This window comes from Nonomuraea thailandensis, from assembly GCF_024172165.1.
In the GTDB taxonomy this organism is placed as follows: domain Bacteria; phylum Actinomycetota; class Actinomycetes; order Streptosporangiales; family Streptosporangiaceae; genus Nonomuraea; species Nonomuraea thailandensis.
Genome location: NZ_JAMZEB010000002.1, coordinates 3,164,671 through 3,188,135, shown reverse-complemented (window position 1 = coordinate 3,188,135; position 23,465 = coordinate 3,164,671). Strand labels below are relative to the sequence as shown.

The 23,465-nt window shown below is 70.6% G+C and carries 28 protein-coding genes; 17 read left to right on the top strand and 11 right to left on the bottom strand.

What is annotated here, in order from left to right; translation table 11 throughout:
• Positions 1–252: 252 nt before the first annotated feature.
• From HD597_RS18180 to HD597_RS18165, 4 genes are all read right to left on the bottom strand, one after another.
• Positions 253–777 (bottom strand): DoxX family protein, encoded by a 525-nt coding sequence (locus HD597_RS18180; RefSeq protein ID WP_253743726.1) that lies wholly within the window; start codon positions 775–777, stop codon positions 253–255.
• Positions 778–940: 163 nt separating this feature from the next.
• Entirely contained in the window at positions 941–1,192 is a 252-nt protein-coding gene (locus HD597_RS18175) for a universal stress protein (RefSeq protein ID WP_253743724.1), read from the bottom strand.
• Positions 1,193–1,209: 17 nt separating this feature from the next.
• On the bottom strand, positions 1,210–2,076 hold the full coding sequence (locus HD597_RS18170) for a universal stress protein (protein ID WP_308210639.1): 867 nt from the start codon (positions 2,074–2,076) through the stop codon (positions 1,210–1,212).
• Between the two features lie 148 nt (positions 2,077–2,224).
• Positions 2,225–3,079, bottom strand: a complete 855-nt coding sequence (locus tag HD597_RS18165; protein ID WP_253743722.1) for a universal stress protein — start codon at positions 3,077–3,079, stop codon at positions 2,225–2,227.
• 413 nt (positions 3,080–3,492) lie between these two features.
• On the opposite strand from HD597_RS18165, the gene HD597_RS18160 reads away from it, so the two are divergent.
• Positions 3,493–3,975, top strand: a complete 483-nt coding sequence (locus tag HD597_RS18160; RefSeq protein ID WP_253743720.1) for a hemerythrin domain-containing protein — start codon at positions 3,493–3,495, stop codon at positions 3,973–3,975.
• Positions 3,976–4,029: 54 nt separating this feature from the next.
• Here HD597_RS18160 and HD597_RS18155 read toward each other — a convergent pair whose 3' ends face one another.
• From HD597_RS18155 to HD597_RS18145, 3 genes are all read right to left on the bottom strand, one after another.
• On the bottom strand, positions 4,030–4,410 hold the full coding sequence (locus HD597_RS18155; protein WP_253743719.1) for a hypothetical protein: 381 nt from the start codon (positions 4,408–4,410) through the stop codon (positions 4,030–4,032).
• Positions 4,377–4,673: a hypothetical protein gene (locus HD597_RS18150; RefSeq protein WP_253743717.1), complete on the bottom strand. Its 297-nt coding sequence runs from the start codon at positions 4,671–4,673 to the stop codon at positions 4,377–4,379. Before HD597_RS18150 ends, HD597_RS18155 begins: the two co-directional genes overlap by 34 nt.
• Before the next feature lie 434 nt (positions 4,674–5,107).
• A complete protein-coding gene (locus HD597_RS18145; protein ID WP_253743714.1) occupies positions 5,108–7,165 on the bottom strand; it encodes a SpoIIE family protein phosphatase in 2,058 nt (685 codons plus the stop codon).
• Positions 7,166–7,410: 245 nt separating this feature from the next.
• Here HD597_RS18145 and HD597_RS18140 point away from each other — a divergent pair, with 245 nt between their 5' ends.
• The 7 genes from HD597_RS18140 (at position 7,411) to HD597_RS18110 (ending at position 12,344) form a co-directional block, all read left to right on the top strand.
• Positions 7,411–7,536, top strand: a complete 126-nt coding sequence (locus tag HD597_RS18140; protein WP_253743712.1) for a lasso RiPP family leader peptide-containing protein — start codon at positions 7,411–7,413, stop codon at positions 7,534–7,536.
• Between the two features lie 80 nt (positions 7,537–7,616).
• Positions 7,617–7,730, top strand: a complete 114-nt coding sequence (locus HD597_RS18135) for a lasso RiPP family leader peptide-containing protein (protein WP_253743710.1) — start codon at positions 7,617–7,619, stop codon at positions 7,728–7,730.
• Between the two features lie 13 nt (positions 7,731–7,743).
• Positions 7,744–9,558, top strand: coding sequence for an asparagine synthase-related protein (locus HD597_RS18130; RefSeq protein WP_253743708.1), 1,815 nt, complete (start codon positions 7,744–7,746; stop codon positions 9,556–9,558).
• Positions 9,555–9,827, top strand: a complete 273-nt coding sequence (locus HD597_RS18125) for a lasso peptide biosynthesis PqqD family chaperone (RefSeq protein WP_253743705.1) — start codon at positions 9,555–9,557, stop codon at positions 9,825–9,827. Before HD597_RS18130 ends, HD597_RS18125 begins: the two co-directional genes overlap by 4 nt.
• Positions 9,827–10,246 carry a lasso peptide biosynthesis B2 protein gene (locus HD597_RS18120; RefSeq protein ID WP_253743703.1) on the top strand — a complete coding sequence of 140 codons (420 nt, stop codon included), beginning with the start codon at positions 9,827–9,829 and terminating at the stop codon, positions 10,244–10,246. The genes HD597_RS18125 and HD597_RS18120 overlap by 1 nt, the downstream gene beginning before the upstream one ends.
• 138 nt (positions 10,247–10,384) lie before the next feature.
• On the top strand, positions 10,385–11,230 hold the full coding sequence (locus HD597_RS18115) for a hypothetical protein (protein ID WP_253743701.1): 846 nt from the start codon (positions 10,385–10,387) through the stop codon (positions 11,228–11,230).
• A gap of 196 nt (positions 11,231–11,426) precedes the next feature.
• Entirely contained in the window at positions 11,427–12,344 is a 918-nt protein-coding gene (locus tag HD597_RS18110) for an alpha/beta fold hydrolase (RefSeq protein ID WP_253743699.1), read from the top strand.
• A gap of 138 nt (positions 12,345–12,482) precedes the next feature.
• Here HD597_RS18110 and HD597_RS18105 read toward each other — a convergent pair whose 3' ends face one another.
• On the bottom strand, positions 12,483–13,997 hold the full coding sequence (locus HD597_RS18105; protein WP_253743697.1) for an FAD-dependent monooxygenase: 1,515 nt from the start codon (positions 13,995–13,997) through the stop codon (positions 12,483–12,485).
• Positions 13,998–14,248: 251 nt separating this feature from the next.
• On the opposite strand from HD597_RS18105, the gene HD597_RS18100 reads away from it, so the two are divergent.
• The 9 genes from HD597_RS18100 to HD597_RS18060 all read left to right on the top strand — a co-directional run bounded on the left by HD597_RS18100 (position 14,249) and on the right by HD597_RS18060 (position 20,421).
• Positions 14,249–14,830 carry a TetR/AcrR family transcriptional regulator gene (locus tag HD597_RS18100; protein WP_253743695.1) on the top strand — a complete coding sequence of 194 codons (582 nt, stop codon included), beginning with the start codon at positions 14,249–14,251 and terminating at the stop codon, positions 14,828–14,830.
• A 127-nt stretch (positions 14,831–14,957) separates the two neighbouring features.
• Positions 14,958–15,473: a hypothetical protein gene (locus tag HD597_RS18095; protein ID WP_253743692.1), complete on the top strand. Its 516-nt coding sequence runs from the start codon at positions 14,958–14,960 to the stop codon at positions 15,471–15,473.
• Between the two features lie 328 nt (positions 15,474–15,801).
• On the top strand, positions 15,802–17,355 hold the full coding sequence (locus HD597_RS18090) for a Gfo/Idh/MocA family protein (protein WP_253743690.1): 1,554 nt from the start codon (positions 15,802–15,804) through the stop codon (positions 17,353–17,355).
• 334 nt (positions 17,356–17,689) lie between these two features.
• Positions 17,690–17,980, top strand: coding sequence for a hypothetical protein (locus HD597_RS18085; protein ID WP_253743688.1), 291 nt, complete (start codon positions 17,690–17,692; stop codon positions 17,978–17,980).
• A 30-nt stretch (positions 17,981–18,010) separates the two neighbouring features.
• Entirely contained in the window at positions 18,011–18,295 is a 285-nt protein-coding gene (locus HD597_RS18080) for a hypothetical protein (RefSeq protein ID WP_253743686.1), read from the top strand.
• A 5-nt stretch (positions 18,296–18,300) separates the two neighbouring features.
• Positions 18,301–18,822 (top strand): MauE/DoxX family redox-associated membrane protein, encoded by a 522-nt coding sequence (locus tag HD597_RS18075; protein ID WP_253743685.1) that lies wholly within the window; start codon positions 18,301–18,303, stop codon positions 18,820–18,822.
• On the top strand, positions 18,819–19,403 hold the full coding sequence (locus HD597_RS18070; RefSeq protein WP_253743683.1) for a TlpA family protein disulfide reductase: 585 nt from the start codon (positions 18,819–18,821) through the stop codon (positions 19,401–19,403). The genes HD597_RS18075 and HD597_RS18070 overlap by 4 nt, the downstream gene beginning before the upstream one ends.
• 155 nt (positions 19,404–19,558) lie before the next feature.
• On the top strand, positions 19,559–20,041 hold the full coding sequence (locus tag HD597_RS18065; protein ID WP_253743681.1) for a hypothetical protein: 483 nt from the start codon (positions 19,559–19,561) through the stop codon (positions 20,039–20,041).
• Entirely contained in the window at positions 20,041–20,421 is a 381-nt protein-coding gene (locus HD597_RS18060; RefSeq protein ID WP_253743679.1) for a hypothetical protein, read from the top strand. The genes HD597_RS18065 and HD597_RS18060 overlap by 1 nt, the downstream gene beginning before the upstream one ends.
• Here HD597_RS18060 and HD597_RS18055 read toward each other — a convergent pair.
• The 3 genes from HD597_RS18055 to HD597_RS18045 form a co-directional block, all read right to left on the bottom strand.
• Positions 20,411–20,944 (bottom strand): hypothetical protein, encoded by a 534-nt coding sequence (locus tag HD597_RS18055; RefSeq protein WP_253743677.1) that lies wholly within the window; start codon positions 20,942–20,944, stop codon positions 20,411–20,413. The genes HD597_RS18060 and HD597_RS18055 overlap by 11 nt on opposite strands.
• Positions 20,945–21,301: 357 nt before the next feature.
• Entirely contained in the window at positions 21,302–21,757 is a 456-nt protein-coding gene (locus HD597_RS18050) for a hypothetical protein (RefSeq protein ID WP_253743675.1), read from the bottom strand.
• A gap of 240 nt (positions 21,758–21,997) precedes the next feature.
• Positions 21,998–23,215 (bottom strand): serine hydrolase domain-containing protein, encoded by a 1,218-nt coding sequence (locus HD597_RS18045; protein WP_253743673.1) that lies wholly within the window; start codon positions 23,213–23,215, stop codon positions 21,998–22,000.
• Positions 23,216–23,465 lie beyond the last annotated feature (250 nt).

Here is a 23,465-nt window from a genome sequence, read left to right as displayed (position 1 = left end):
GCTGCTGAACGGTGCAGGCGCGATCCACGGCTGGGCAGGCCCGGCAAGCGGCCATAGGAGAACATACGCGGCGGAGTTCCCGCATCCGCATGCCGACCGGCGCGAGACGGCTGCGGTGATGTACCGGACGGCTCGCCGAACCGGCCGCCGCGACCGGGCCGAGGGCCGTCGGCGGCGCCGGCGGTCTGATGGACGCACATGCCGGCGCCCGCCCCCGGAATCTGCCGGAGGCGGGGCGCGGGGTGGCTCGCACTACTTCAGCCAGGCGTTGCGCTGGACGATGGGCAGGTTGCCCAGCCCGAGCGTGGTGCCGGCGCCGGCCAGGGCGAGGCCGATGAGGACGATGGAGTAGACGAGGTGGTCGTCCATGAAGGGGTTGTTCGCGAGGGGCAGCTCGGCGGCCCACATGAGGACCAGCATGAGCGTGCCGGTGGCGGCGGCGATCCGGGTGCCGATGCCCAGGACGAGGGCCAGGCCGATGCCGAGCAGGCCGGCCATGAACAGCCAGTCCACCCACGCCTGACCCGCCAGGCCGGCGAAGAAGCCACCGAGCGCGTTCTCGCCGGTGCCCTTCAGGAACCCGGTCGTCGGGCTCCCCCCGTTGATCCACGCCTTGGCCGCCGGAGTGGCGAACCCCCAGCCGAACGTCTTGTCCAGGAACGCCCACAGGAAGACCCAGCCGATCGAGATCCGGGCCGCGGCCCAGACGTAGTCGACGGGACGGCGGGCTCGCGCGGCACCGGTCTCCATGACGGGCCTGCTGATGGTGGCGGCCATGATGGCCCCCTTCCGAGGGGTGATGCGCCGTTTCTGTGTCCTGTCCAGCACACCGCCGGCGCGGCTCGCGTAGCAGTGCCGGAGGGCCTGCGGCGCAGGGACCTTCGTCCCCTGCCGCTCAGGGTTCGTCCTTGCCGGGGCCGGACCACCGCGACCGGGCAGGTCACGTGATGCAGGACGCCGTGACCGACGGAGCCGAGGACCGCCGAGGACCGCCGAGGACCGCCGAGGCGAAGCCTCCTCGCCCGCGCGAGCCCACGACCACCAGGTCTGCCATCGCACCGGCCCTGGCCAGGACGCCCACCGGGTGCCCGGACAGCGTCTCGTGGGTGATGTCGACGTCGGGGTTCTTCTCGCGCCACCGCGTCAGGCTCTCCGCGACCGCCCGGGACTCCTCCTGGTAGACCTCCACCATGCGGCTGTTCCAGGCGGTCAGGTACGGCCGCGGACCACTGCGACGGGACAGCTCGCGTGGTGGAGGACCCCCCTGCTGACCGATCCGAGCAGCAGCGAGCCGAACGCACCGCGGCCGTGGGAGCCGACGATCAGCAGGTCGCACGCGGTGCCGGTGAGGGCGTCGACGGGGTGCGCGTTCTGGACGTCCTCCACCAGCTCCACCTCGGGATGCCTGGCCTCCCATGGTGCGACCCGCTCGCGGACCATCTCGTGCCGGGTGGCGTGGATCTCGTCCACGTCGAAGTAGATCTCGGGAGCGAAGGCGTGCACCGGCACCTGCCAGGCGTGGATGAGGCGCAGCGTGGCTCCTCGCAGGCCGGCCTGCGCGAAGGCGTAGGCGATCGCCGGTTCGCAGCTGTCGGAGTCGTCGACGCCGACCGCGATCTCGCCGATCCGCTCGCGGGAGCCGGCCCGCACCACGACCACCGGGCAGGGCGCCTGCCCTGCCGTCTTCATGGTCACCGAGCCGAGCAGAGCTCTGGTGAACCCGCCCAGCCCTCGGTCGCCGATGACGAGCTCGTCCGCCTGCTGCGCCTGTTCCTGGAGAACATCCGCCGGCCTGCCCTCGACGAGCTGAGGGACCACCTGCACGGTGGGTTGCCGGGAACGCGCGATCGCCTCGGCCGCCTCCAGCACCTTCGCGGCCCCGCGCAGCAGCACGTCCTCCGGACCGAGAGCGACGACTCCGGCGATGTTGTACGGATGACGGTCCAGCGCATGAACGATCCGGAGCTCGGCACCCGTCCGCGACGCGTCGTCGGCCGCCCACTCGACCGCCGCGGCGGCAGCAGCCGAGCCGTCGACGCCCACGATCACGAGACCGGTCATGGTGATCCTCTTCACCGGCGGCTTCTCCGGAAAACTCCGGCCGGGGCAAACATGACATGGCCTGGCCTTTGGTTTCCCTGCAGGGCTTGCTCGTGCGGCTCGGGGAAGGCTCACCCGCCAGTCTCACGCGGTGATCCGGGCCTGACGCGTACAGGTGTGAGGGCTATGCCGGTGGTGCCGGCGCGTTCACCACGGCGACCGGGCAGTGCGCGCGGTGCAGTACGCTGTGACCGACCGAGCCCAGCCTCGCGCACGACACCCCGCTGAGCCCCACCGATCCCACGACGACGAGATCGGCGGTACGGGAGGCCGCGGCCAGAGCCGCGATGGGGTGCTCGAAGCTCATCGACACGGCCAGCTCGACGCCCGGGTGCGCCCCGCACCACTCGGACAGGCGCCGCTCGATGCCGTCGCTGTCATCGACGGGCACCGGCCCGAAGCCGGCGGGATGCGGAGCGGCGGGCGGATGGCGCAGGCCGTGCAGGACATGCAGACGGCCCCGGCGGGCGCTCGCCTGCTGCGCGGCGTACTCCAGAGCGTGGTCCGCCGCGGGAGAGCCGTCGTAGCCCACCACGACCTCACCGCTGGGCGCGCGGGGCAGACGCCTGACCACGACCACCGGGCATGCCGCGCACGCGGCCAGGCCGAGCCCGACCGAGCCCAGCACCAGGCCGGCGAAACCGCCGAGCCCTCTGCTGCCCACCACCACGGTGTCGGCCGTCCCCGATTCGCTGCGCAGCCGTTCGGTCACCGCTCCCGTCACCAGGGCAGTCGAGATCGACGCCTCGGGGGCCGAGTCGCGGGCCCGCCCGGCCGCGCTCAGCAGCTGCCTCTCGCATCGCCTGGTCAAGGTGTCCTGCTCCGTGGTGGCGTCCAGGGGGTGCTCGGCGCACCAGGGCTCGCGGACGTGCACGACCCGCAGCGGCAGCCCTCTGCGGTCGGCGTCCTCAGCCGCCCAGTCGAGCGCCGACCACGCCGTCCTGGAGCCGTCGAACCCGACGACGATCGATGTGGGCATCCTTCACTCTCTTCCTGCGGCGGACCGTGCCCGACACCTCCTTGGTAACCGTTTGTGATCGTTCTATTCGCCTCGGTGTGGCAGGCGGACGAGCTTCCGCAGGGATCGAGTGGACGGCCGGGGCCGGCTCGAAGGACGGAAGGCCTTCCTTCGCAGGACCTTCGACCATCACCGAGGCACGCCGGAACCGCGAGGGTGAGAGCACGAGCGAAGGAGAGACACAGGTGGCCATCCCCTGGCCCGGTCCGCCTGCGGCACCTGTCAGCACTGCGTCGGCAGCGGCGAGTCCCCATGCGATGCCGGATGCGCGCCGGGCGGGTCCGAGGACATCAACCGGTCCTGTGACGACGTCCTGACCGGCGCCATCACCGCGCGCCTGGTCTTCGCGATCCGAGAATCTGAAGGGACGCACCATGTGCAACTACTGCGGCTGCCGGGAGTTTCCACTGATCAGCCGCCTGTCCCAGGAGCACGGCGACATTCAGGAGTGCGCGGGAGCGCTGCGGCGGGCGATCCGCGAGGGCCGGCACGGCGACGCCGCGCCTCTTCTGGACGAACTGCTGACACGGCTCCTTCCGCACACCGTCACCGAGGAGAGCGGGCTGTTCGCCGAACTGCGCGCCGAGGGGTCGCTGGCCGCCGAGGTGGAGCGGCTCTGCGCCGAGCACGCCGGCATCCACGGCGTGCTCGGCACGATCGATCGGGCAACGCCCGACTGGCCCGCCGTGCTGGAGGCGCTGGACCGGCTGTACCGGCACATCGACCATGAGGAGCACGGGCTGTTCCCGGCCGCCGTCATCATGCTGCCGCTCGACGCCTGGGATCGCATCACACCAGGGCAGCCTCCGGCCGGCCTCCCTCCGGAAGACCGGTCCGCCGCCGGACGCCCGGGGTGACGAGTGGGCCTGACAGCAGGCCGGCTCGGGCCCTTCCCGCGTCCACCGTGGCGATCATGCGTGCCGCGACGGGGACCAGGCGTTCACGAACGGCACGCCCGCGGTGAAGGCGGCGCGGCCGATGCCGGCCGGCAGGGCGGCCGGGCTGGTCTGCCCGGCCAGGCCGATGGACAAGACGGGCCAAGGCGTCCGGAGGTGCCGGGCCACGTCGCTCTGATGGGGGAAGCTGCCCGGCGGGTAGCCGCACCACGGCTCCTCTGCGAGCACGTCGCCGGTGCCGGCGTAGGCGCGGGAGCGAGAGCCGCCGCAGATGGTACGGAACTCGCAAACTCCGCACCTGCCGCCCAGCAGCTCGGGATCGCGCAGATCGGCGAACAAGGGGGCGGAGCGGTAGATCTCGGTCAGCGGCCGATCACGTACGTTGCCCGCCCCCAACGGCAGAAATCCGGACGGATGTACGGTCCCGGATCGCCGCCCGTGATCACGAACAGCGGTGCGGGCCGGCCGAAGGCCGCCACCTGCCGCATCAGCTCGCCGGCCTCGTCGGTGGTCAGCTCCCCGGGATGCCGGTCGGGCACGGCTTCGGCCCGGCAGTGCAGGCACGCGAGCGGGCAGGCCTGCGTGGCCTCCCAGATCACGATGAAGGGGCGGTCGGCGACATCTCGCCGGATGGATCGCAACGGTGATCTGCCGGTCATGCCCTGCTGCCGGCTGAGCTGCAGCGGGCGCAGGAAGCGCCCGCAGGGACGGAGGGCTGGAGAACCTCGCCGGTCTTCTTCATCACAACGTCTCCGGCACGGAGAGAACAGAGCACGTGGAGCCAGGATGTCGTGCCGCAGGCTGCTCGCAGCAGGGACCAAAGTCCCCGGGCGAGTGTCCGATGGACCAGCACGGCCTGTCCTCGGCGAAGGTGTCACGCATGAGGCGCAGGCCCATCGCTCTCGATTCCGCCGACGTGCAGGTCAAGATCCGTGGCGGGATCCGTCCCGCGGAGGTCCGGCAGGCCAGGCAGACCATGGCGGAGCTGTCCAGGCTGGCGCACGAACGGGTGCTCGATGCCAGGGTCACGCTCGGCACCGCTCCCGGGCTCGCGGCGCGGCGGCGGACGGCGCAGGCCGTGGTGGGCTTCGTCCTAGCGGCAGTCGGAAGCGGACGCCGTGGGCAGGCGAAGTGCCATCACGGCGATGTCGTCCAGCCCGCTCGTCGGAAGCCCGCTGACGACCGAGTCGCAGAACCTGTCCACCGGCTCGTCGGCGACCGACTCGGCCAGGCGGCGCAGCCGCCCCAGGCCCTCGTCGAGATGTTCGCCGGGCCGCTCGACGAGACCGTCGGTGTACAGCAGCAGCGTGCTGCCGGGCGGCAGAGGTTCGACCTGTGAGGCGCGGGGCTTGGTGTAGGGGAAGCCGAGCAGCGGGCTGACGCCCTCTTCGAGGAGACGGCCCTGGCCCTCGCGGGTGACCAGCAGCGGCGGCGGGTGTCCCGCCGAGGCGTACCACAGCTGGTAACGGCCGTCGAGCTTCTCCACGCGGGCGTACACGCAGGTGGCGGTGACGTCGCCCGACAGCGACTCGATGGCGATGTTCAACCGGGTGAGGATCTCGCCCGGCGGTTCGCGGCGGTCCATGGCCAGCGCGCGGAGCATGTTGCGCAGCTGGCTCATGGTGACGGCGGCGCTCAGGTCGTGGCCGGACACGTCCCCGATGACCAGCGCCGGGACGCCGTCGGGCAGGACGAAGGAGTCGTACCAGTCGCCGCCCACGTCCGCCGCCGACGGGCTGGCCCGGTAGCGGGCGACGATCCGCAGGTCGGGCAGGCGCGGCGGATCGGCGAGCAGGCTGTACTGCAGGGCCAGCGCGATCTGCTGCGCGCGCTGGAAGCGGATGGCCCTGCTCAGAGCGTCGTGGGCGTGATCGAACATGCGGGTCAGCAGGGTGATGTCGTCCCGGCTGACCGGCGGGCGGTCGCCGCACGTCACCACGTTGACCACGGCCGGGACCGTGCCGTCCACCACGACCGGCAGGATCAGCATGCCGTTGGCGCCGTTGGCCGTCAGCCAGGGCAGCGTGCCGTCGGGGGCGACCTGCGGCGGGGGCGAGCCGGCGGGGAAGGTCTTCAGCATGGGCCGGCGGCGCCGTGCGACCTTGACGAAGGCGTGGGTGGGGGGAAGCGGTTCCTCGCTGTAGGGCGGCAGGCGCTTCACGCCGGGACGTGCGGCGGTGGCCACCCGCTCCACGATGAAGGGGGCGCCGCCGTGCCGTTCGCCGGTCAGGTCGGTGACGAGATAGACGCCGCAGCCGTCGGCCAGCTCCGGCACGATCACGTCGACCAGCGCGCCGAGCATCTCCTCCAGGCTTCCCAGCTGCGCCGTGGCGGTGGCGGCGCGGTCGAGCAGGCGTTGCCGCCGCTGGTCCTGCCACTGCTGCTCGATGTCGGTGCAGCTGCCCACCCACTCCACCACCTGGCCGTCCTGGCGGATCGGCACGGCGCGGAGCTGGAAGTGCCGGTAGCCGTCACGGGTGCGCAGCCGGTAGACGTGCTCCCACATCTCGGTGGCCTTGCTGACCGCGTGCGCCCATGACCTCACGGTGGCGGGGCGGTCGTCCGGGTGGACCATCTCCACCCAGCCCTGCCCGCGGTACTCCTCCCACTCCTGCCCGGTCACCCGTTGCCAGCTCGGGCTCGGCTCGGACACGTACCCTTCCCTGTTGGTCACCCAGAAGATGTCCACGCTCAGGCGCATCAGGCTCTCGTAGCGCCGCAGGATGCGGCGGCGCTCCTCGGCGACGGCCGTCATCTGGCGCGCGGTGGTGCACTGCTCGGTCACGTCCATCACCATCACGAGCACGCCGTACTCGCCGCCGCCGAAGGCCACCCGCGACAGGCTGAAGGTGAAGAAGTGCTCCCCCGGCGCCCGGGCGCCGGGAATCGGCAACGCCTCCTCGGCGGACCTGACGACCGGCTCCCCCGTGGCGTACACCCGGTCGAAGCCGGCACGGTAGTGCGGCAGCACGAAGGTCGCGAACGCCTCCTCCACCGGCATCCCGCCGCGAGGGGCGCTCACCTGCGAACGGTACATGGCGTTGCTGTAGATCAGCCGGTGCTCCGGCCCCCACGTCACCGCCACCCCGACCGGCGCCGGGTCCAGCATCTCGAGTGCGAGCCCGCTGCCGCCGCGATCTGCGACCTCCATCGTGACCTCCCCCGACGGTCACAAGCTCCCTCAGCCCTACCCATGGAGGGCGGGCCACGAACGCGCCCTCTCCCCCGGCGGCGTCCACCGGATCAGGCGCCGGGTGTTGCCGTTCGAGCGCGGCCGAGTGTGGCCGCGTGTGGCCGAGTGCGTCCGAATCCGTCTCGTCCCCCTGTTGGACAGCGGGTACACGGGTCTTCACTGATGGTGACGCGGCGACCCGCCGCACCGACGGAAGGACTGTCATGACCGACAACGAGCGCCACGAGCCGTACGAGCCCCCGCAGCTGCTGGAGATCGGCGAGTTCGGGCAGCTGACCCGCGGCTACGGCATGCTCAACATGGACGGCATCTACTACTACCCAGGCTGAGGCCACCGTGCCCCCCGAGTTCCCCGGAGTCCGGCACGGATCCGGACAGCGGCACGTCGCACAAGGAGAAGGCATCAGTCATGGTCGGTAACGAGTCGTACGAGCCTCCGCGGATGCTCGACCTCGGCAGTTTCGCAGAGCTGACCTGCGGTTCCGCCGGACCGTACGTGGACGCGTTCTACTACTACGGATAAGACGAGGGGTCCGGTGCGCAAGCTGAGCGGTGAGGAGTTCGCGGTGCTGCCCGACAGCGCCGCGGGAGCAGCCCTCGCGCAAACGTTGCACGGCGCAGTCGTGCTGAGCTACGCGTCCGGCCGTCCGTGTCTGCTGGCCGCCTCGCCCGGCGAGATCGTCAAGGCGGAGGCGGGCCACGCGCGGCTGGCGGTGATCGGCACGTGTCCGGTCACCGCCGGCCGGTTGCGGCGGATGGCCGCGCGGCTCGGGTGCCTGGCGGACGCCGATGCGGTGGCCGCGGCGCTGTCCGGCAGTTTCCATCTGGTCGCCGTCGTCGGCGGGCAGGTCCGGGTGCAGGGCACCGCTTCAGGCATGCGGCGGGTGTACTACGCGCGAGCCGGCGGGGCGGTGCTCGCATCCGATCGGGCGGCGTTGCTCGCCGCGCTGACGCGGGCGGCGGTGGACGAGCAGGCTCTGGCGGTGCGGCTGCTGATGATGGTTCCGCCGGCACTGGCCGAGCCGCTGTGGGAAGGGGTCGCCATGGTGCCGCCCGGCGAGGCGGCCCATATCGACGCGGACGGGGTGCGGCTGCGTCCCTGGTGGCGGGCGCCGGAGCCGGAGGTACCGCTGGAGGAGGGGGCTCCCGTGGTGAGGGCGGCCCTCGAGGAGGCCGTGGCCGCCCGGATCGGCGAGGGCGCGGTGGTGGCCGGCGACCTGTCCGGCGGGCTGGACTCCACGCCGGTCAGCTTCCTCGCCGCCGCGACGGCCGGGCAGCGGTCGGCGAAGCTGGTCACGCTCGCGCTGGCCATCGACGATCCCGACCATGACGACCCGCAGTGGGCGGCCCTGGCGCGGGCGTACCTGCCCGGCGAGCATGAGGTGGCCTGGTCCGGCGACCTGCCCAAGTGGTTCGCCGGAGCGGCCGAGGTCGTTCCGGGGCTGGACGAGCCGACGCGGTGGCTGCGCGCGCTGGCCCGCGATCTGGCGCATTCGGCGCTGCTGGCCGGGCGAGGAGCGACCGTGCGCCTGACCGGGCACGGCGGTGACGAGGTCACCCTGCTGCCCGCCTGCTACCTGCACGACCTGGCTCGCCGCCACCCGGCGGCGCTCTGGCCCCACCTGCGCGAACAGCGGTCCAGGGCTCGGTGGCCGCTGTGGGCGAGCGTCCGCGAGCTGGCCGACCGGCGCCCCTATGCCGCCTGGCTGGCCGATCAGGCGCAGACGCTCAGCGCGCCGCTGTCCCGTTTCCGGCCGGACTTCGGCTGGGAGCACCCGCTGCGCCTGCCCGACTGGACGAGCGGGGCCGCGAAGGACGCGGTCCGCCGGCAGCTCGTCACGTGCCCGGCCGAACCGTACTCTCCTCTGCGCGCCCAGCATCTGAGCCTGTCAAGCGTGCGTTCCATAGCCGCGTCCGTCGACGGCGCGCAGATCATGACGGGTCGTGTGGGCGTCCCCGTACACGCGCCCTTTCTGGACGACCACGTCGTCGCCGCCTGCCTGGCGGTGCGGCTGGACCAGCGGGCGGCGCCCGGCGTCTACAAGCCGCTCACCCGGGCCGCGATGCGCCCCGTCATGCCGGCCGAATGCCTGGAGCGCACCACCAAGGGCGAGTTCTCGGCCGACATCTATCAGGGGCTGCGCCTGCACCGCGACCAGCTCCTGACCCTGCTCGACGGCTCGCTGCTGGTGGAGCGCGGCCTGGCCGACGCCGCCGCGCTGCGCCGGACCTGCTTGCGCACCCCGGCCGAAGGCGGGCCGGGCGTGCTGGCACTTGACGTCTTCATCGCCGCCGAGAACTGGCTACGAGCCCTTCTCGCCCATCCCGTTCAGGAGGAGTCGTGCGCGTGAGCCTGCGCCCCGGCGTCACTCTCACCCCGATCGACGAGGTCGCCGTGCTCCTGGACGAGCGCACCGGCCGCTACCACCAGCTCAACGCCACCGCGGCACTCGTCCTGCGCAGCCTGCTGGCGGGACACGGCACCGGCGGGGCCGCCCGCGAGCTCGTCCAGGCCCATCCCGCCGCGACGCCCACCGCCGAGGCGGACGTCGCGGCGCTCGTCGGGCAGTTGCGCGCCGCGAAGCTGATCGTCGAGACCGTCGCCCTGGAGCAGCCGTGATGAGCGTGTCCATGGTGCCCGCCGACCGGCCCGGCCTGCCCTGGCGCCGTCGTCCGCCGGCGCTGGCCGCCGTGGCCGCCGCGCATCTGATCGCCCGCCTGCCGCCGGCCCGCATCCGCGCGGTGCTGACGTTCGTCCGCCGCGGCGCCGCGCCCGCCACCGCCGAGCAGGCCAGAGCGGCACGGGACGCGGTGCTCGCGGTCAGCCTGTCGTGCGCCGGGGAAGGCTGCCTGCCCCGCTCCATCGCCGCCGCCCTGCTGTGCCGCTCTCGCGGATCCTGGCCCACCTGGTGCGCGGGCATCCGGGTCAACCCGTTCGGCGCCCATGCCTGGATCGAGGCCGACGGCCACCCCGTCGACGAGCCGCCCCGCCGCTATCGGGTCACGATGGTCGTCGCCCCGCGGGAACTTCGGCGATGAGAGCCCTGACCCCGGTGCCGGCATGGCGCTCAGGCACCGAGGTGGTGACCTCCGGCGGATGGCCACAACAGGACGAACGCTTGACGCGGGCGGTGGCGCGGCCAAGGGTGAAGCCGGGGCGGATCCTGGAGGGGCACCATGAACGAGTACGAGGCGATCGTGCAGAGCCTGAGCGACATCGACCAGCGCATCAGGCAGGACAACACCGGGGTGTTCACCGAGATGCTCATCCTGTTCGATCACGTGCTGGTGGCACGCACCCAGCCGTACAGCGGCTACGACGGCTACCAGGTGGGCGGCAGGGATCTGCGTTACGCGCTGGTCAACCCGCTGTCCGGGGCCAGGAACACGCGCAGGCCGTACTACGTCGGCAACCAGGAGGCGAACATCTCGCTGGCCGACTCCGAGGTCGTCAGCATGGAGCAGGCCTGGCAGTGGATGACCGCCTGGAAGGCGGGTCACGCCGCGTACCGGCAGCAACTGGTCCAGCAGCAACAGGCCTGGCGGGAGGCGATGGAGGCGGGGGCGTCCGACATGCGGGCCCGCGAGTACGAGCGCCTGCGCATGGAGGAGGAGCCGCTGCCGCCGCCTCCCCAGATCTGGGGCCCGGTTCAGGAGAAGGCCTGGCAGGCCGAGGTGGACCGCGGGGAGGCGGCGGCGAACGAGGTGCTCAAGGACTGGGACAGCCGGCCCCGCTGGGTGACGGTGGTCCTGGTCGGCAACATCGGGCCGTGCGACGGGTGCAAGGCCCGGCTCAAGGTCTTCCTGTACGACCTCAGCGCGGAGATGTTCCCCAAGGCGCTCGTCATGGTGAAGGCCGTCTACACCGGCCAGGAGCACAAGCCGGGGGTACGCGGCGACACCGACCGGCTGCAGACCGAGTACGGCTACCCGGACCGTGCCCAGCAGGTGGAGTACCGGTCGGCCACCGGCACCGTCTGGCGGCCGTGGGCCCGCATCGTGACCCCCTGGCCGGTGCAGTGAACCGGCCCTGACCGGGACGGGGTCGCCCGGCCTGCTCACCGCGTCCGCGATGACCTGGAGCGCGTCGCGACAACGCCGGGGTACTGCCGGAGCCGGACGGCGCGTTTCGCGCGAGCTCGCTCTCGTCCCACGGCTCAGTACGCGCGACATTTCTGGGTAGAGCTGCCGGCACTGACTTCGGAGGAGGCCCGAGACCATGCCGGCACTGCCCGCGCCGCTGACGCACCACACGATCGACGTCGACGGGGTCGAGATCTTCTATCGGGAGGCGGGGCCGCCGGATGCGCCGGTGTTCCTGCTGCCGCACGGCTACCCCTGCTCCTCCTACGAGTTCCGCAACCTCATGCCCGCCCTCGGTGACCGCTGGCGTCTGCTCGCCCCCGACCTGCCGGGCTTCGGCTACAGCGCCACCCCCGAGGACTTCTCCTACACCTTCGACGGCTACGCCGCCTTCCTCGAACGCTTCACCCAGGTGATGGACCTGCCGCGCTACGCCCTCTACCTGCATGACTACGGCTCCCAGTTCGGCTTCCGCCTGGCGCTGCGCGCCCCCGAGAGGATCACCGCCCTGGTCGTCCAGAACGGCGACATCTACGAGGACGAGCTGGGCCCGAAATACGCCTGGCTCAAGGAGTTCTGGGCCGACCCGACCGACGAGGGCCGGGCCAGGATGGCGCAGAACGTCTCGGAGGACGGCTTCCGCAGCGAATTCGTCGGCGAGCTGCCCGCCCACCTGGCCGAACGCGTCAGCCCGGACCTGTGGAAACTCCACTGGGCGCTGATGGACACCCCTGAGCGCCGCCGCAACATCGTGGGCCTGTTCGAAGATCAGGCGACAACCCTGGGCTGGTTCCCCGAAGAACAGGCGTACCTGCGCGAACACCAGCCTCCCACCCTGATCGTCTGGGGGCCGCACGACGGCTACATGCCCGAAGGATCGGCGCGAGCCTACCTGCGCGACCTGCCGGACGCCGAGCTGCACCTGCTCGACGCCGGTCACTGGGCGCTGGAGACCAACCTCGCGGAAATCGTCCCCCTCGTCCGAGACTTCCTCGGCCGCGTCCCGTCGTCGCCCTGTCGCTCGGCCAGTGCCAGGCAATGCACGAGACGCTGACCTGGCTGAGAGAGCGGACCGCACCGCCGCGGAAGCGCGACCCCGCTTGCGCGCGTTCGCTGAGGCCGGCCTCTCAGCACGCGGGATTTGCGCGTCCGTCACGACCGGCCGGCGGCGGAACTGGATGAGGCGGTGTCTTCAGGGCGCGCCGAACCAGTCGGAGAGTGCTCTGTGCAACGCGGGCGTGGCGGTGTCGCCGGATTCGTCGACGGAGGCGGCCCAGGCGATGTGGGCGTCCGGCCGGATCAGCAGGACGTCGGCCGGTCGGTCGTCGGTCTTGGCGGTGCGAAGGTCGACGCGTCGCGTCCAGTGGCGGGCGGTTTCGCGCAGCTCGGGGCGGCCGGCGAGGTCGAGAAGGATGGGCCGGGCGGGGCGCAGGAGGTCGGCGACGCTGGTGACGCCCTCGTCGGTGTGCAGGGTGAGGTCGGGGGCGAAGGTGCCGGCCAGCGGGTGGTGGCCGGCGCCGGGCATCGGGTAGCGGATGTCGGTGCCGGCGACGAGGGCTCCCATCCGGCGTAGCGGCTGCTCGTCGGCGAGCAGTTCGGTGAAGACCTCCCGGAGTGCTTCGGCGGCCGCGTCGTGTCCGCGTCGCAGGGCCACCTGGGCGCGGGTGTGCAGCAGGGTGCGGGCGCCGGCCGGATGGCGTTCGTCGTGGTAGGTGTCGAGCAGGCCGGCCGGAGCCGTGCCGTGGAGGTCGGCGGCCAGCTTCCAGGCCAGGTTGACCGCGTCCAGCAGGCCGGCGTTGAGCGCCACTCCGGTGGCGGGGAACAGGTGCGCCGCGTCGCCGGCCAGCAGGATCCGCCCTTCGCGGTAGCGCTCGGCCTGGCGGGCCTTGAAGGTGAACCGGGACAACCGCGTCGATCCGGCCAGGGGCAGGTGCGCGCCGAGCACGCGGTGGACGCTGTTCTGCAGCTCGGCCAGGGTCATCGGGACGTCGTCGTCGTACTCGGCGGCCTCGTCCTCGATGGTGTAGAGGGAGACGGACCGGCTGCCGGGCGAGGAGCCGACGCCGAGCAGGCCCTGGTCCGTGCGGGTGAAGCCGGCGCGGATCGTGCCGAAGCCGGGGACGTCCAGATCGCCGTTGCCGAGAACGGTGACCGCGTCGGGCAGGGTGACCTGGGCCAGCCGGTTGACCTCCGGGTAGACCGTGCCGGGGAACGGGATGCCGGCCCAGCCGCGGATGCGGCTGCGCGCGCCGTCGCACCCCACGAGGTAGCGCGTGCTCACCTGGTAGGGGCCGTCGGGGCCGTGCACGTCCACGGTGACGGCGTCGTCGTCCTGGCTCACCCCGGTCACCTCGTGGCCGCGGCGGACGTCGACGCCGAGTTCGCCGGCGCGTTCGCCGAGCAGCCGCTCCAGCAGTTGCTGCGGCAGCGGCAGGGCGTGCATCGGAGGATCCGGCAGGTGGGTGAAGTCCAGGTGCACCCCGCCGAACGGGAACCGGGGAGCCGGCATCGGGCCGGTGCACGCCGCTTCGAACCGTGCCAGCAGGCCTCGGTAGCGCAGCAGTTCCAGGATCTGGCCGCCCAGGCCGCCGGCCTTGGGGGTGTCGCGTGGCCGCGGCTGCCGTTCCAGCACCAGCGGCCGCACTCCGGCCAGGCGCAGTTCGGCGGCCAGCATGAGACCGGTCGGGCCGGCCCCCACGATGATCACGTCGGCGTCCCCTGCCGGCCGCGCTACTCGCAGATCTTCTCCTGCGGGCCGGGGGGCATCGTGGTGCTTCATCATCAATGGCCTTTCGATCGTGTGGTTGTCGTGCTGCACCAGACGCGCATGGACACTCGCTTCTTGGGTGCATTGACCGTTTCGTAATTATTGAACGGGACGTCCCGTATGGCTGCCTAGCGTGAGGGATGCACCTCCTCGATGTCAAACGGGGCGTCCCGTCCCGATATGGTGAGGCTATGAACGCCCGCCGCCGCTCAGCCGACCGGACCGAAACGATCATGCAGACCGCACTCGATCTGGCCCTTGAAGTCGGCTACGCCAAGCTCAGCATGGAGGCGATCGCCGGCCGGGCCGGGGTCGGCAAGGACACCATCTACCGCCGGTGGCCCTCGAAGGGACTGCTGTTCCTCGACTCGCTGCTGTCGCTGAACCAGCGCGCCCTCGACTATCCCGACACCGGCGACGTCCTGGCCGACCTGCGACAGCAGATCCACGCCGCGGTGGACCTGCTCGCCACCCCGCCGTGGGGCCCGCTCTACCGGGCCCTGGTGGGCGAGGCTCAGCACAATCCGGCGGTCGCCGCCGGGCTGAACGACCGCTTCATCCAGCCGCAGGCGGACAAGACCGTCGCCCGGCTCAGGGCGGCTCAGACCAAGGGGCAGGTCTCACCCGACTTCGATCTCGAACTGGCCATGGCGGTCCTGTCCGGCCCCCTGTACTTCCAGTTGCTGATCACTCAGGAACCCCTGACCCACGAGTACGTCAACCGCATCCTCGACGCCCTCTTCGCCGGCCTGGACCCTCGGCCACGACCCTGAGATGCGACCGCTTGCCGGGACCGCGGGCACAACGGCGCGACGCGAATCAAACAGACATACTCCCGCTATACCGGACGTCAGTACGCTGGCGGCTCAGCCGAACCGGGCTTACCGAAAGGGAGAATCAATGGCGGCTCGAGCTGCTCGAACCATGATGACAAGTGCTTGTGCGGCAATCGCTCTAGGATTTTCAGCGGCACCCGCGAACGCCGACGAGCCGACCCTCCCAGCCGCTCCCAAGAAGGTCTATTCGATCGAGAAAATCGGGAAGCTGATGACGAATGTGCACGACGGCACCCGCCTCCTGGCATCCTGCCAAGCGGACAAGGGTGGCACCTGCACGATCTCACGCACCTTCAGCGTGACGCGCACGATCGGTGTCGCTCTGGGCGTCTCCAGGTCGTTCGTGTCGGGCGAGCTCAACATGAGCTCGGCCCGCACGGTAGAGGTGCGAGCCGCCTGCACCTCCCGGGCGTTCACGTCCAACAACCAGATCTACAAGGCTTATCCTTCGGGGACGCGGCAGTGGTACAAGGTCGTGGAGAAGTACTACGTCGGCGGAAAGCTCAAGCGGACGACGAAGTCGGTGCCGCTTCAGGCCTTCAATCCGCAGGGAGTCTCCTGTCTGATGCGCACCAAGTGACCTTACGCGGAATCCGTTCACGCGCGTGATGGATCAGGCGTATGTGGTGGCGTTCAGAGATTCCCGGTCACCATCTCGCGGAGAGCATCAGCGGCTGTGTGCCGTATCCCTCCTCCCAGGTCGCCGTCCGCCGCTTCGACCGCAAGCGCCTGCTCCGCCCCCGGTGGAGCGTTCGTGCCCTGCCTGCCTCACCGCGTCCACGACCTCTGACGCCGTACCCGTGCCACGGTGCCTCTCTTGCCCCCGGGCAGCGGACGATCGATACTGCCCAATACCGGGGGGAAAGCGCCAAACACCATCACCGTCCACCGAGCAGGGAGTGATCGCTGTGGCCTCTCCGCACCGCTACGTCCCCTCACGCCGCGATCTGCTGAGGTCCGGCATCTCGCTCGGCGCCGCCGCGGGTGTCGCCGGCACCGGTGTCGCCGACGCCTCGACCGCCTGGGAACCGCCGCGCGCCCAGGGCGAGCGCGGCATGGTGAACGTGCCGTTCGAGGGTTTCGAGAAGGTCCGGGTGGGGCTCATCGGCCTCGGCAACCGGGGCGGCAGCCAGGACGTGCGGTGGGGCGCCGTCTCCACGGTCACCGCCGTGTGCGACATCCGTCCGGAACGGGTCAGCCGCACCATCTCCCGCATCATGCAGCAGGGTTTCCAGGACGTCGAGCCGGTCGGCTACTCCGCGGGCGAGCAGGACTTCCTCAACCTCGTCCAGCGCGACGACATCGACCTGATCTACGTCGCCACCCCGTGGGAATGGCACTACCCGCAGGCCAGGGCGGCCATGGAGCACGGCAAGCACGTCGCGGTCGAGCTGCCGATCTCCCCGCACCTGGACGAGATCTGGAGCCTGGTGCGCACGTCCGAGCGGACCCGCAAGCACTGCATGCTCCTGGAGAACGTCAACTACTTCCGTCCCGAGCTGCAGATGTTCAACATGGTCCAGGCGGGGCTCTTCGGCGACCTGCAGCACGGCTCCGGCGGCTACGTCCACGACCTGCGCTGGCCGTACCTGTTCGGTGGCGCCTACCACCCCGAGCACTGGCGGCGGCGCTGGCAGACCCGGATGAACGCCCTGCACTACCCGATGCACGGCCTGGGGCCCGTCTCGGCCGCCATGGGCATCAACCGCGGGGACCGCTTCGACGAGCTGGTCGCCGTGGCGTCCCTGCCCAAGGCGCTGGCCCTGTTCCGCGAGGAGGACCCCCGGGTGACCCCGGACCACTCGTCCTGGCAGGACAAGCCGTACATCTCGGGCGACCGGCACACCTGCTTCGTCACCACCGCCCGCGGCCGGTTCATCCGGGTGGAGCACGACGTGAACTCCCCTCACCCGTACACCAGGGAGACCACGCTCACCGGCACGCGGGGGTCGATCGAGCTCGACAACGCCCGGGTCTACCTCGAATCGCTCGGCCACAACGACCACACCTGGCGGACCGGCAGCGCCTACACCGCCATCCGCCAGCAGTACGACCACTGGTTATGGCCGTTGCTGGAAAGGCTGGCCGACCAGTACGGCGGGCACGGCGGCGGCGACTTCGTCTCCATCTTCCGCCTCGTCCAGTTGATGCGGCTCGGCATGACACCCGACATCGACGTCTACGACTCGGCGGCATGGTGCTCGGTGATCCCGCTCAGCCACGAGTCGCTGAGGTCCGGCCGCCTGCGCCCGGTCAAGGTGCCCGACTTCACCCGCGGCCACTGGAAGGAGGCCCGCCCCACCTTCGACCGCCCGCAACCGGAGGACCCGCGGCTCACCGCCGGTCGCCGCGCCACCGGGATCATCGAGCCGGGCAGCAGCGAAGCGAACGGGGACGCCGACCCGGCGCCGGGCGCCGGCAACAGCCAGGAAGGCGGCCGACCGGCCCCCGACGGCCAGTGACCGCCGGTGCCCTCCACGGCTACCGCAGCCTCATGATCCAGTGCAGCCTGACCGGCGCCTTCGCCACCCCCGGCGACGGCCGGCACGCCGCGGACGGCATCCGGCGCACGTGCGCCGACCGGCCGAAGAATCGCTCACGACCCGGACAACATCTTTCACCCGAATCACAACATCCACCCGCAAGTTGATCCGGCACAAAAACGGGAAACCCATGCGGGTGTTTTGTGCCCGGCATAATCACTCCGCCGCGAAAGAATCTTCTTGTCGGTATGTGAATGATGTTGTACTCTCCATTAAAGATCAAATCGAATCAATCGATTGTGATGGAGTGGCCGTGGCAGTTCATGAGCCCCCGCAGCGCAAACGCCGCTTATCTCGACGCTTCTTCACCCGGGCCATGGGCGCCAGCGCCCTGGCCGCCGCCACGTCCGTCGCCACCCAGGCACGACCCGCCTCCGCACAGGCCATCTGCGAATACCTCTGCTGCCAATTGCTCTACTGCCCGACCTTCCCTTACAGCACGTGCTCGAACAACGCGACCTACATCTGGGGCTGCTACTCGGGAGCGTCCTTCTGCCGATGCTGCGAGGCCCCCGGCCGGGCCTCCATCAGCTGCTATCCCTGAGCAACAGACGGACGACCCGGAGGCCCCGCAATGTCGATCACCCCGACAAACCACGGCTACGCGTACATCTTCGAGAACGAGGGCGCGGTGAACGTGGCGGTCTGTTCCCGCATCGAGAACGACAAGCCCGTCGGCGTCATCGCCATTCATTTCCGCACCAAGCAGATCAAGGTCGATTCGACCATTCAACTGACCGGGGACAAGGGCGGGCGTTACTCGACCGCGCCCGTCGCCGTCTACGGGGAGGATCAGGTGATCCACCTCCGCACGGTGACCGCGGCCGAGGGGCTGACCGCGGCCGGGCTCCCGTCGTAGCCGGCATGGGCGTCCTGCCCGTCACCCTCAGCGCACTGCTCGCAGCGACCCTGCTCACCTCGGGGGCCGGCAAGATGGTCAGCCCGCGCGGCCTGGCCGCGGCCCTCGGTGAGCTGACCGGCTCACGGCAGCCGCCCGTCGTCCTGATCAGAGCGGTCGCCGCCGTGGAGATCGCTCTGGCCGCGCTGGCGGCGTCCGCCCAGGAGCACCCGCTGACCTTGCTGATCGCTGCCCTGCTGGGAGCGGCTTTCGCGCTGGTGGGGGTCATGGGACGGCTGCGGGCGAGCTCGCTGCCCTGCGGCTGCTTCGGCCGGAGCGGCTCCCGGTCGTTCGGCGGCTGGAACGTGCTGGCCGGCGCCGCGGTCCTGGCCTGGGCACTGGTGCCGGCGCTGCGCGCGACGGAGCACGACCAGGCCGTCCAGTTGCTCGCCCTGAACGTGGCGGTGGCCGTCCCCGTCTGGGCGAACCGGCGATACCTGACCGTCTTCGTCCGAGGAACCATCGCGCGCGAACGGACCGAAACATGATCACGGCACTGATTGTCACCCTGCTCGCGCTTCTCACCCTGGCGGTCGTGATCCTGTTCGCGATGTTGGGTGAGCTCAACGCGCGGGTCGCCCAGGCGCCCGCGGGCCAGGCGGGCCGGCCCGAGTCCGTCCAGCCGTTGCCGGAGGCCAAGCTCGGCGCGACGGTCATCGAGTTCCCCGACGGGCTCGCCCGGCCGCCGGGTGTGCTCCTGGTCTTCAGCACGACCTGCGGGGCGTGCCAGGAGCTGGCGCCGCAGGCGCGGGGCTTCTTCGCCTCGGCGGGGGTGGACCTGGTCGGCATCGTGGTGTCGTGCGCGTCGGCCGAGTCGGGCGGGGAGTTCGTGGCGCGCTACGGGCTGGCGGACCTGCCCGGCTACGTGGACGTCTCGGGCCGGTTCAGCATGGCGGCGCTGGGCGTCGGCATGAGCCCGGCGGCGGTGGCGCTCTCACCCGAGGGAGCCGTACGGTCTGCTGTGGTGTTCAGCTCCTTCAACGCCCTGTCGAGCTGGATCGGCTCCCTCGGCGACACTCCCGACGCCGCGGACGGCGTGAGCGTCCTGCCGGGCAAGGATCTCGTCTGATGAACGTACCCGCGATCGCGGTCCTGGCCTCGGCCGGCTTCGTCCTGCAGTACTGGAGCCCTTGAGGCCGTTCGATGGTCGGCGTCGCCGGTCCATTGTCCAGGCGGTCGCCTGGCGCAGCACGCCGCTTCATCGCGGGCTACTCCCTGGGGCTCGTGGCGGGCGGAGCGGTCATCGCCCTGCTGGCGGCCGTGGCCGCCGAAGGGCTGGGGAGCGCGCTCCCGCTCCGGTGGCGCGAGGTGGTGGCAGGCGCTCTGCTCGTCGGCGTGGGGGTCGCCGACGTCCTGAACCGCACCCCGCACGTGATGCGGCAGGTGCCCCAGGACTACGCGCGGGCGCTCGAACCCGGCTGGCGCGGCCTGCTCTGGGGCGTCGACCTCGGCCTGCTGTTCACCACGCAGAAGACCACGTCGCTCATCTGGGGCGCCCTGGTGGCCACCGTGCTGCTCAACCCCGCGGCGGCGCCGGTCTTCCTGGTCGGGATGGTGGTCGCGTCGGTGGTGGGGACGGCGATCGGGACGGCGCTCAACCACGTTCCCGGCCGGGCGTTCATGGGTGGTGAGCGGGTTTTCATCCGTACTGTTCGGATCTTGAGTGGAGTAGTGCTGATATGCCTGGGTTTGCTCCAGATCGTGTAGTGGCCGGAGCCGCCTCGCGCTGCACCCCGGATCCGGACGGCGGCGTCGTCGTGGTGACCAGGTTCGACTGCGGCGGGCTGTGGCGGCTGCTCGCGTTCCGCATCGCGCACGCCTGGATCTCCGCGCGCATCACGCCGCGGCTCGAAGGGCTCGTCTTCATCGCCACCCGTACGGACGTCGCGGCACGCCGGGTGCTGAGCGTCACCCTCTTCCGCAACCTCGACCAGGTCTACCAGATGGGTACCATCCCGGCGCACATCAAGGCCGCACGCGTCACCCGCCGGTTCGGCGTGCGGACCCGCGGCGCCATCTTCGCCAACGTCGGGGACTGGCGGACGGTGCTCTTCGACGCGATGGCGGGAGAGCCGGTCATCGACTGACGTACTCCAGGTCGATGGAGTCCGTATGGGAGCTCCACGCCAGGTCCAGGCGCCAGCAGCCGGGGCTGGGCAGGTCGACGGACGAAGGCCCGGGGCCGCCCCGGACGGTGATCTCCGTCGGCGTGCCGGTGCCGTTCAGCCGGGCCTCGATCCGCAACGGGTCGGAAGGAACCAGCGGCGCTTTCGAACGCCACAGTATTTTGTTTCCCCGGTCCGGACTCGGCGGGCTGTAGAGCGGATAAGCGAAGAGGACGGCGACCATGTCGCCGCGCCTGCTGGCGGCGTAGTGTATTTCCGCGCCGGGCGTGAAACCGGCTCGCGCCCAAGAAGGCGGCTCACCCTTGACGACCTGGAACTGGCACGGCGTCGTCGTGGCGGGATTTCCGGACGCCTGATCCTGCCGGCCCTGGGCGGGAGCGGCCTCATTCGTGCAGGCGGCTGACACAAGCAGTAATGCAGCCACCATGACGTGGCGCGACCGTATCAAGCCGACCTCCGAAAGCGCGACGGATGACGAAGTCACCCCTAACGTACTCGCGCCCGGCAGGGCGGGGAATCGGCTTGACGTATTTCGGAACCACGCTCGGCGGGCTGTTCGAGGATCGGTGGCCGCCGGCCGATGCGGCGTGCCTTGCGGTATTCGCCCGACGGCGGCCGGTCCACGCCCCTGGCCGCGAGGACGGTGCCGACGTCACCGACGTGGGCCTCGAACGAAGCAGCCGCCGCCGAAGGCCTCGATCGGCCGCGGGCCCACAGCCGGTGGGCAGCACGTCCTCACGGGCAAGGTGATCCCCGCGAAGCGACCCGCCTGTGAGCTGCCGTCAACGGGGCGTGCCGGATGGGCGGCAGGCGATCGGCGGGCCGGCTGCCACGCCTCAGATCAGGGGTAGAGCGTGTAGGTCTTGGTGTTGTTGCACACGATCGTGCCCGGGAGGCAGCGCTTGGCCCTGATCGTGATCCGGTCGAGGTTGGTGCGGGTCGTGGACCACTTGAAGCTCTTGTGGCCCTTGTTCCGGCCGGCCTCCTTGTACCCGCCGTAGATCTCGTTGCCGTTGCTCTTCTTGAAGGAGACCTCGACCACGGTCGTCCAGACGTCGTTCTTGGTGTCCGTGACGCTGCCGCGCGCCTCGCCGTAGCCGTTGCTGCAGAGCTTCAGGACGTAGCTGACGAAGCCGTCCTTCGTGCTCAGCTTGCTCCACTTGTCCTTGCAGCCGGCCGAGGACACGCTCGAGGTGGTGGTGGAGGCCGTGGCGGCCGTGGCCGGCGTCAGTACGGCGAAGGCCGCAGAGACCCCCACGACAGTGGCGAGCATCCTCGAGGCAGAAAGCTTCCGCATGGAATTCGATCCTTGTCAGTGAATGAGAATTTCGCGGTGCTCCGCCTGTGATCGGAGCACCGCGAAGAACGCTAGAGACCGGCGGTATGGCAGCGGTATGTCCGCAGCAAGCGGAGGTGTCCTGGGATCGAGCCCATCGACGGTCACGCAGACCCGGTCGTGGCCGGGCCCGGTGATGACCGTTGCGGCAGGGAACGATCGCAACTCGCTCGACGCAGCGCTGTCAGCCCGCGTTGATCGTCACTTGCTTCGCGTCCGGGAACCGGACGGGCAGAACTCGGCCTCCATCACCGTCTTGGACATGTCGAGCGAGTTGTATCCGGCGTACCGGTCGATGGTCACGTTGGTGGCGATCATGTGCTTGGCGTCCCGGGTGCCCATCGCGAAGGAGAACCCGCCGGTGATGGCGCCGCCGATGCCCCAGACCTGCACACCACACGAAAGCTCCCACGAGAAGACGCCGGTGCCGTACGTGGTGCCGGTGATCCAGGTGTCCTTCCAGGTCCCGTCCGGCATCTTGATCCCGGTCTTGACCATGGTGAACATCTCCCGCTGCTGGGCGGGCCGGAGAAGCCTGCCGCGCAGCAGCGCGCCGGCGAACCGGTGGAGATCGCCGGCCGTGGAGACCACGCCGCCCGCCGCCCACCCGGTGGTGGCGCTCTGGTCGGTGACGTCGTAGACCTTGGCGTCGGGCTCGGCGGCGAACAACGTCGAGTAGTGCCGGGGGTGGGGGCCGCGTATCCTCGTCTCCCTGCCCGGCAGGTACGTCCCGGTCAGGCCCAGCGGGCGGACGATCCGCCGCTCGATCTCGCCGGCCAGCGTCCTGCCCGTCACCTTCTCGACGATCATCCCGGCGAGGATGTAGCCGGTGTTGGAGTACACGAAGCCGTCACCCGGCGTCTCGAAGGAGCGCGGATTGCGCAGGCCGATCCTCACGAGCCGCTCGGGCGTGTAGACGTCGTAGCGGTGCTCCAGCCACGCGGGGCCGGAGAGCTTGGCGAACTCCTCCTGGTCGTTGCCGTAGTTGAAGATCCCGCTGGTGTGGTTGAGCAGGTGCCTGATGGTGATCGCGCCGCCGTCGTTGCCGTTGCCCTTGACCAGGCCGGGCAGCCACTTGTCCACGGTGTCGTCGAGGCTCAGCTTCCCTTCGCCCGCCAGTTGCAGCACGACGGTGGCCGTGAACGGCTTGGCGGCACTGCCGATCCGGAACCGCTCCTGCGGCTGGCGCTTGCGGCCGGTCCGCAGGTCGGCCACCCCCGCCGAGCCGAACCACCGTCCACGACGGTCGCGAACCTCGGCGACCATGCCGGGAGCACCACCGTCGGCCACGGCCCGGCCGAGCGCCCTCTGGAGCGGGGCGTGGCCGGGGGCGGCCGCCGCGGGGGGCGCCGTCGCGGCCCCCGCCAACGTCATGGCGGTGATGAGCAGCCCCACCGTCGAGGGGATGGATGTGGCCATGTCGGTTCCTTTCCAGGCGGGGTACGTCAGCACGACGCCGATCGCCCCGCTCGCGATAGTACTTGTTCAGCGCGAGCCAAACGCTATCTTGCGTTCATCTATTACGCAACGAAAGCCTCAATATACGCAGGAAAACGCCCCAAATATTGCAATGGGAATGCGGATGAACGCAAAACACCAAGCCTGACTTGCAATGAGATGTCGATGAAAGCAATTCCGCCTGCGAACACCTCGACGGGCCGTCACGACG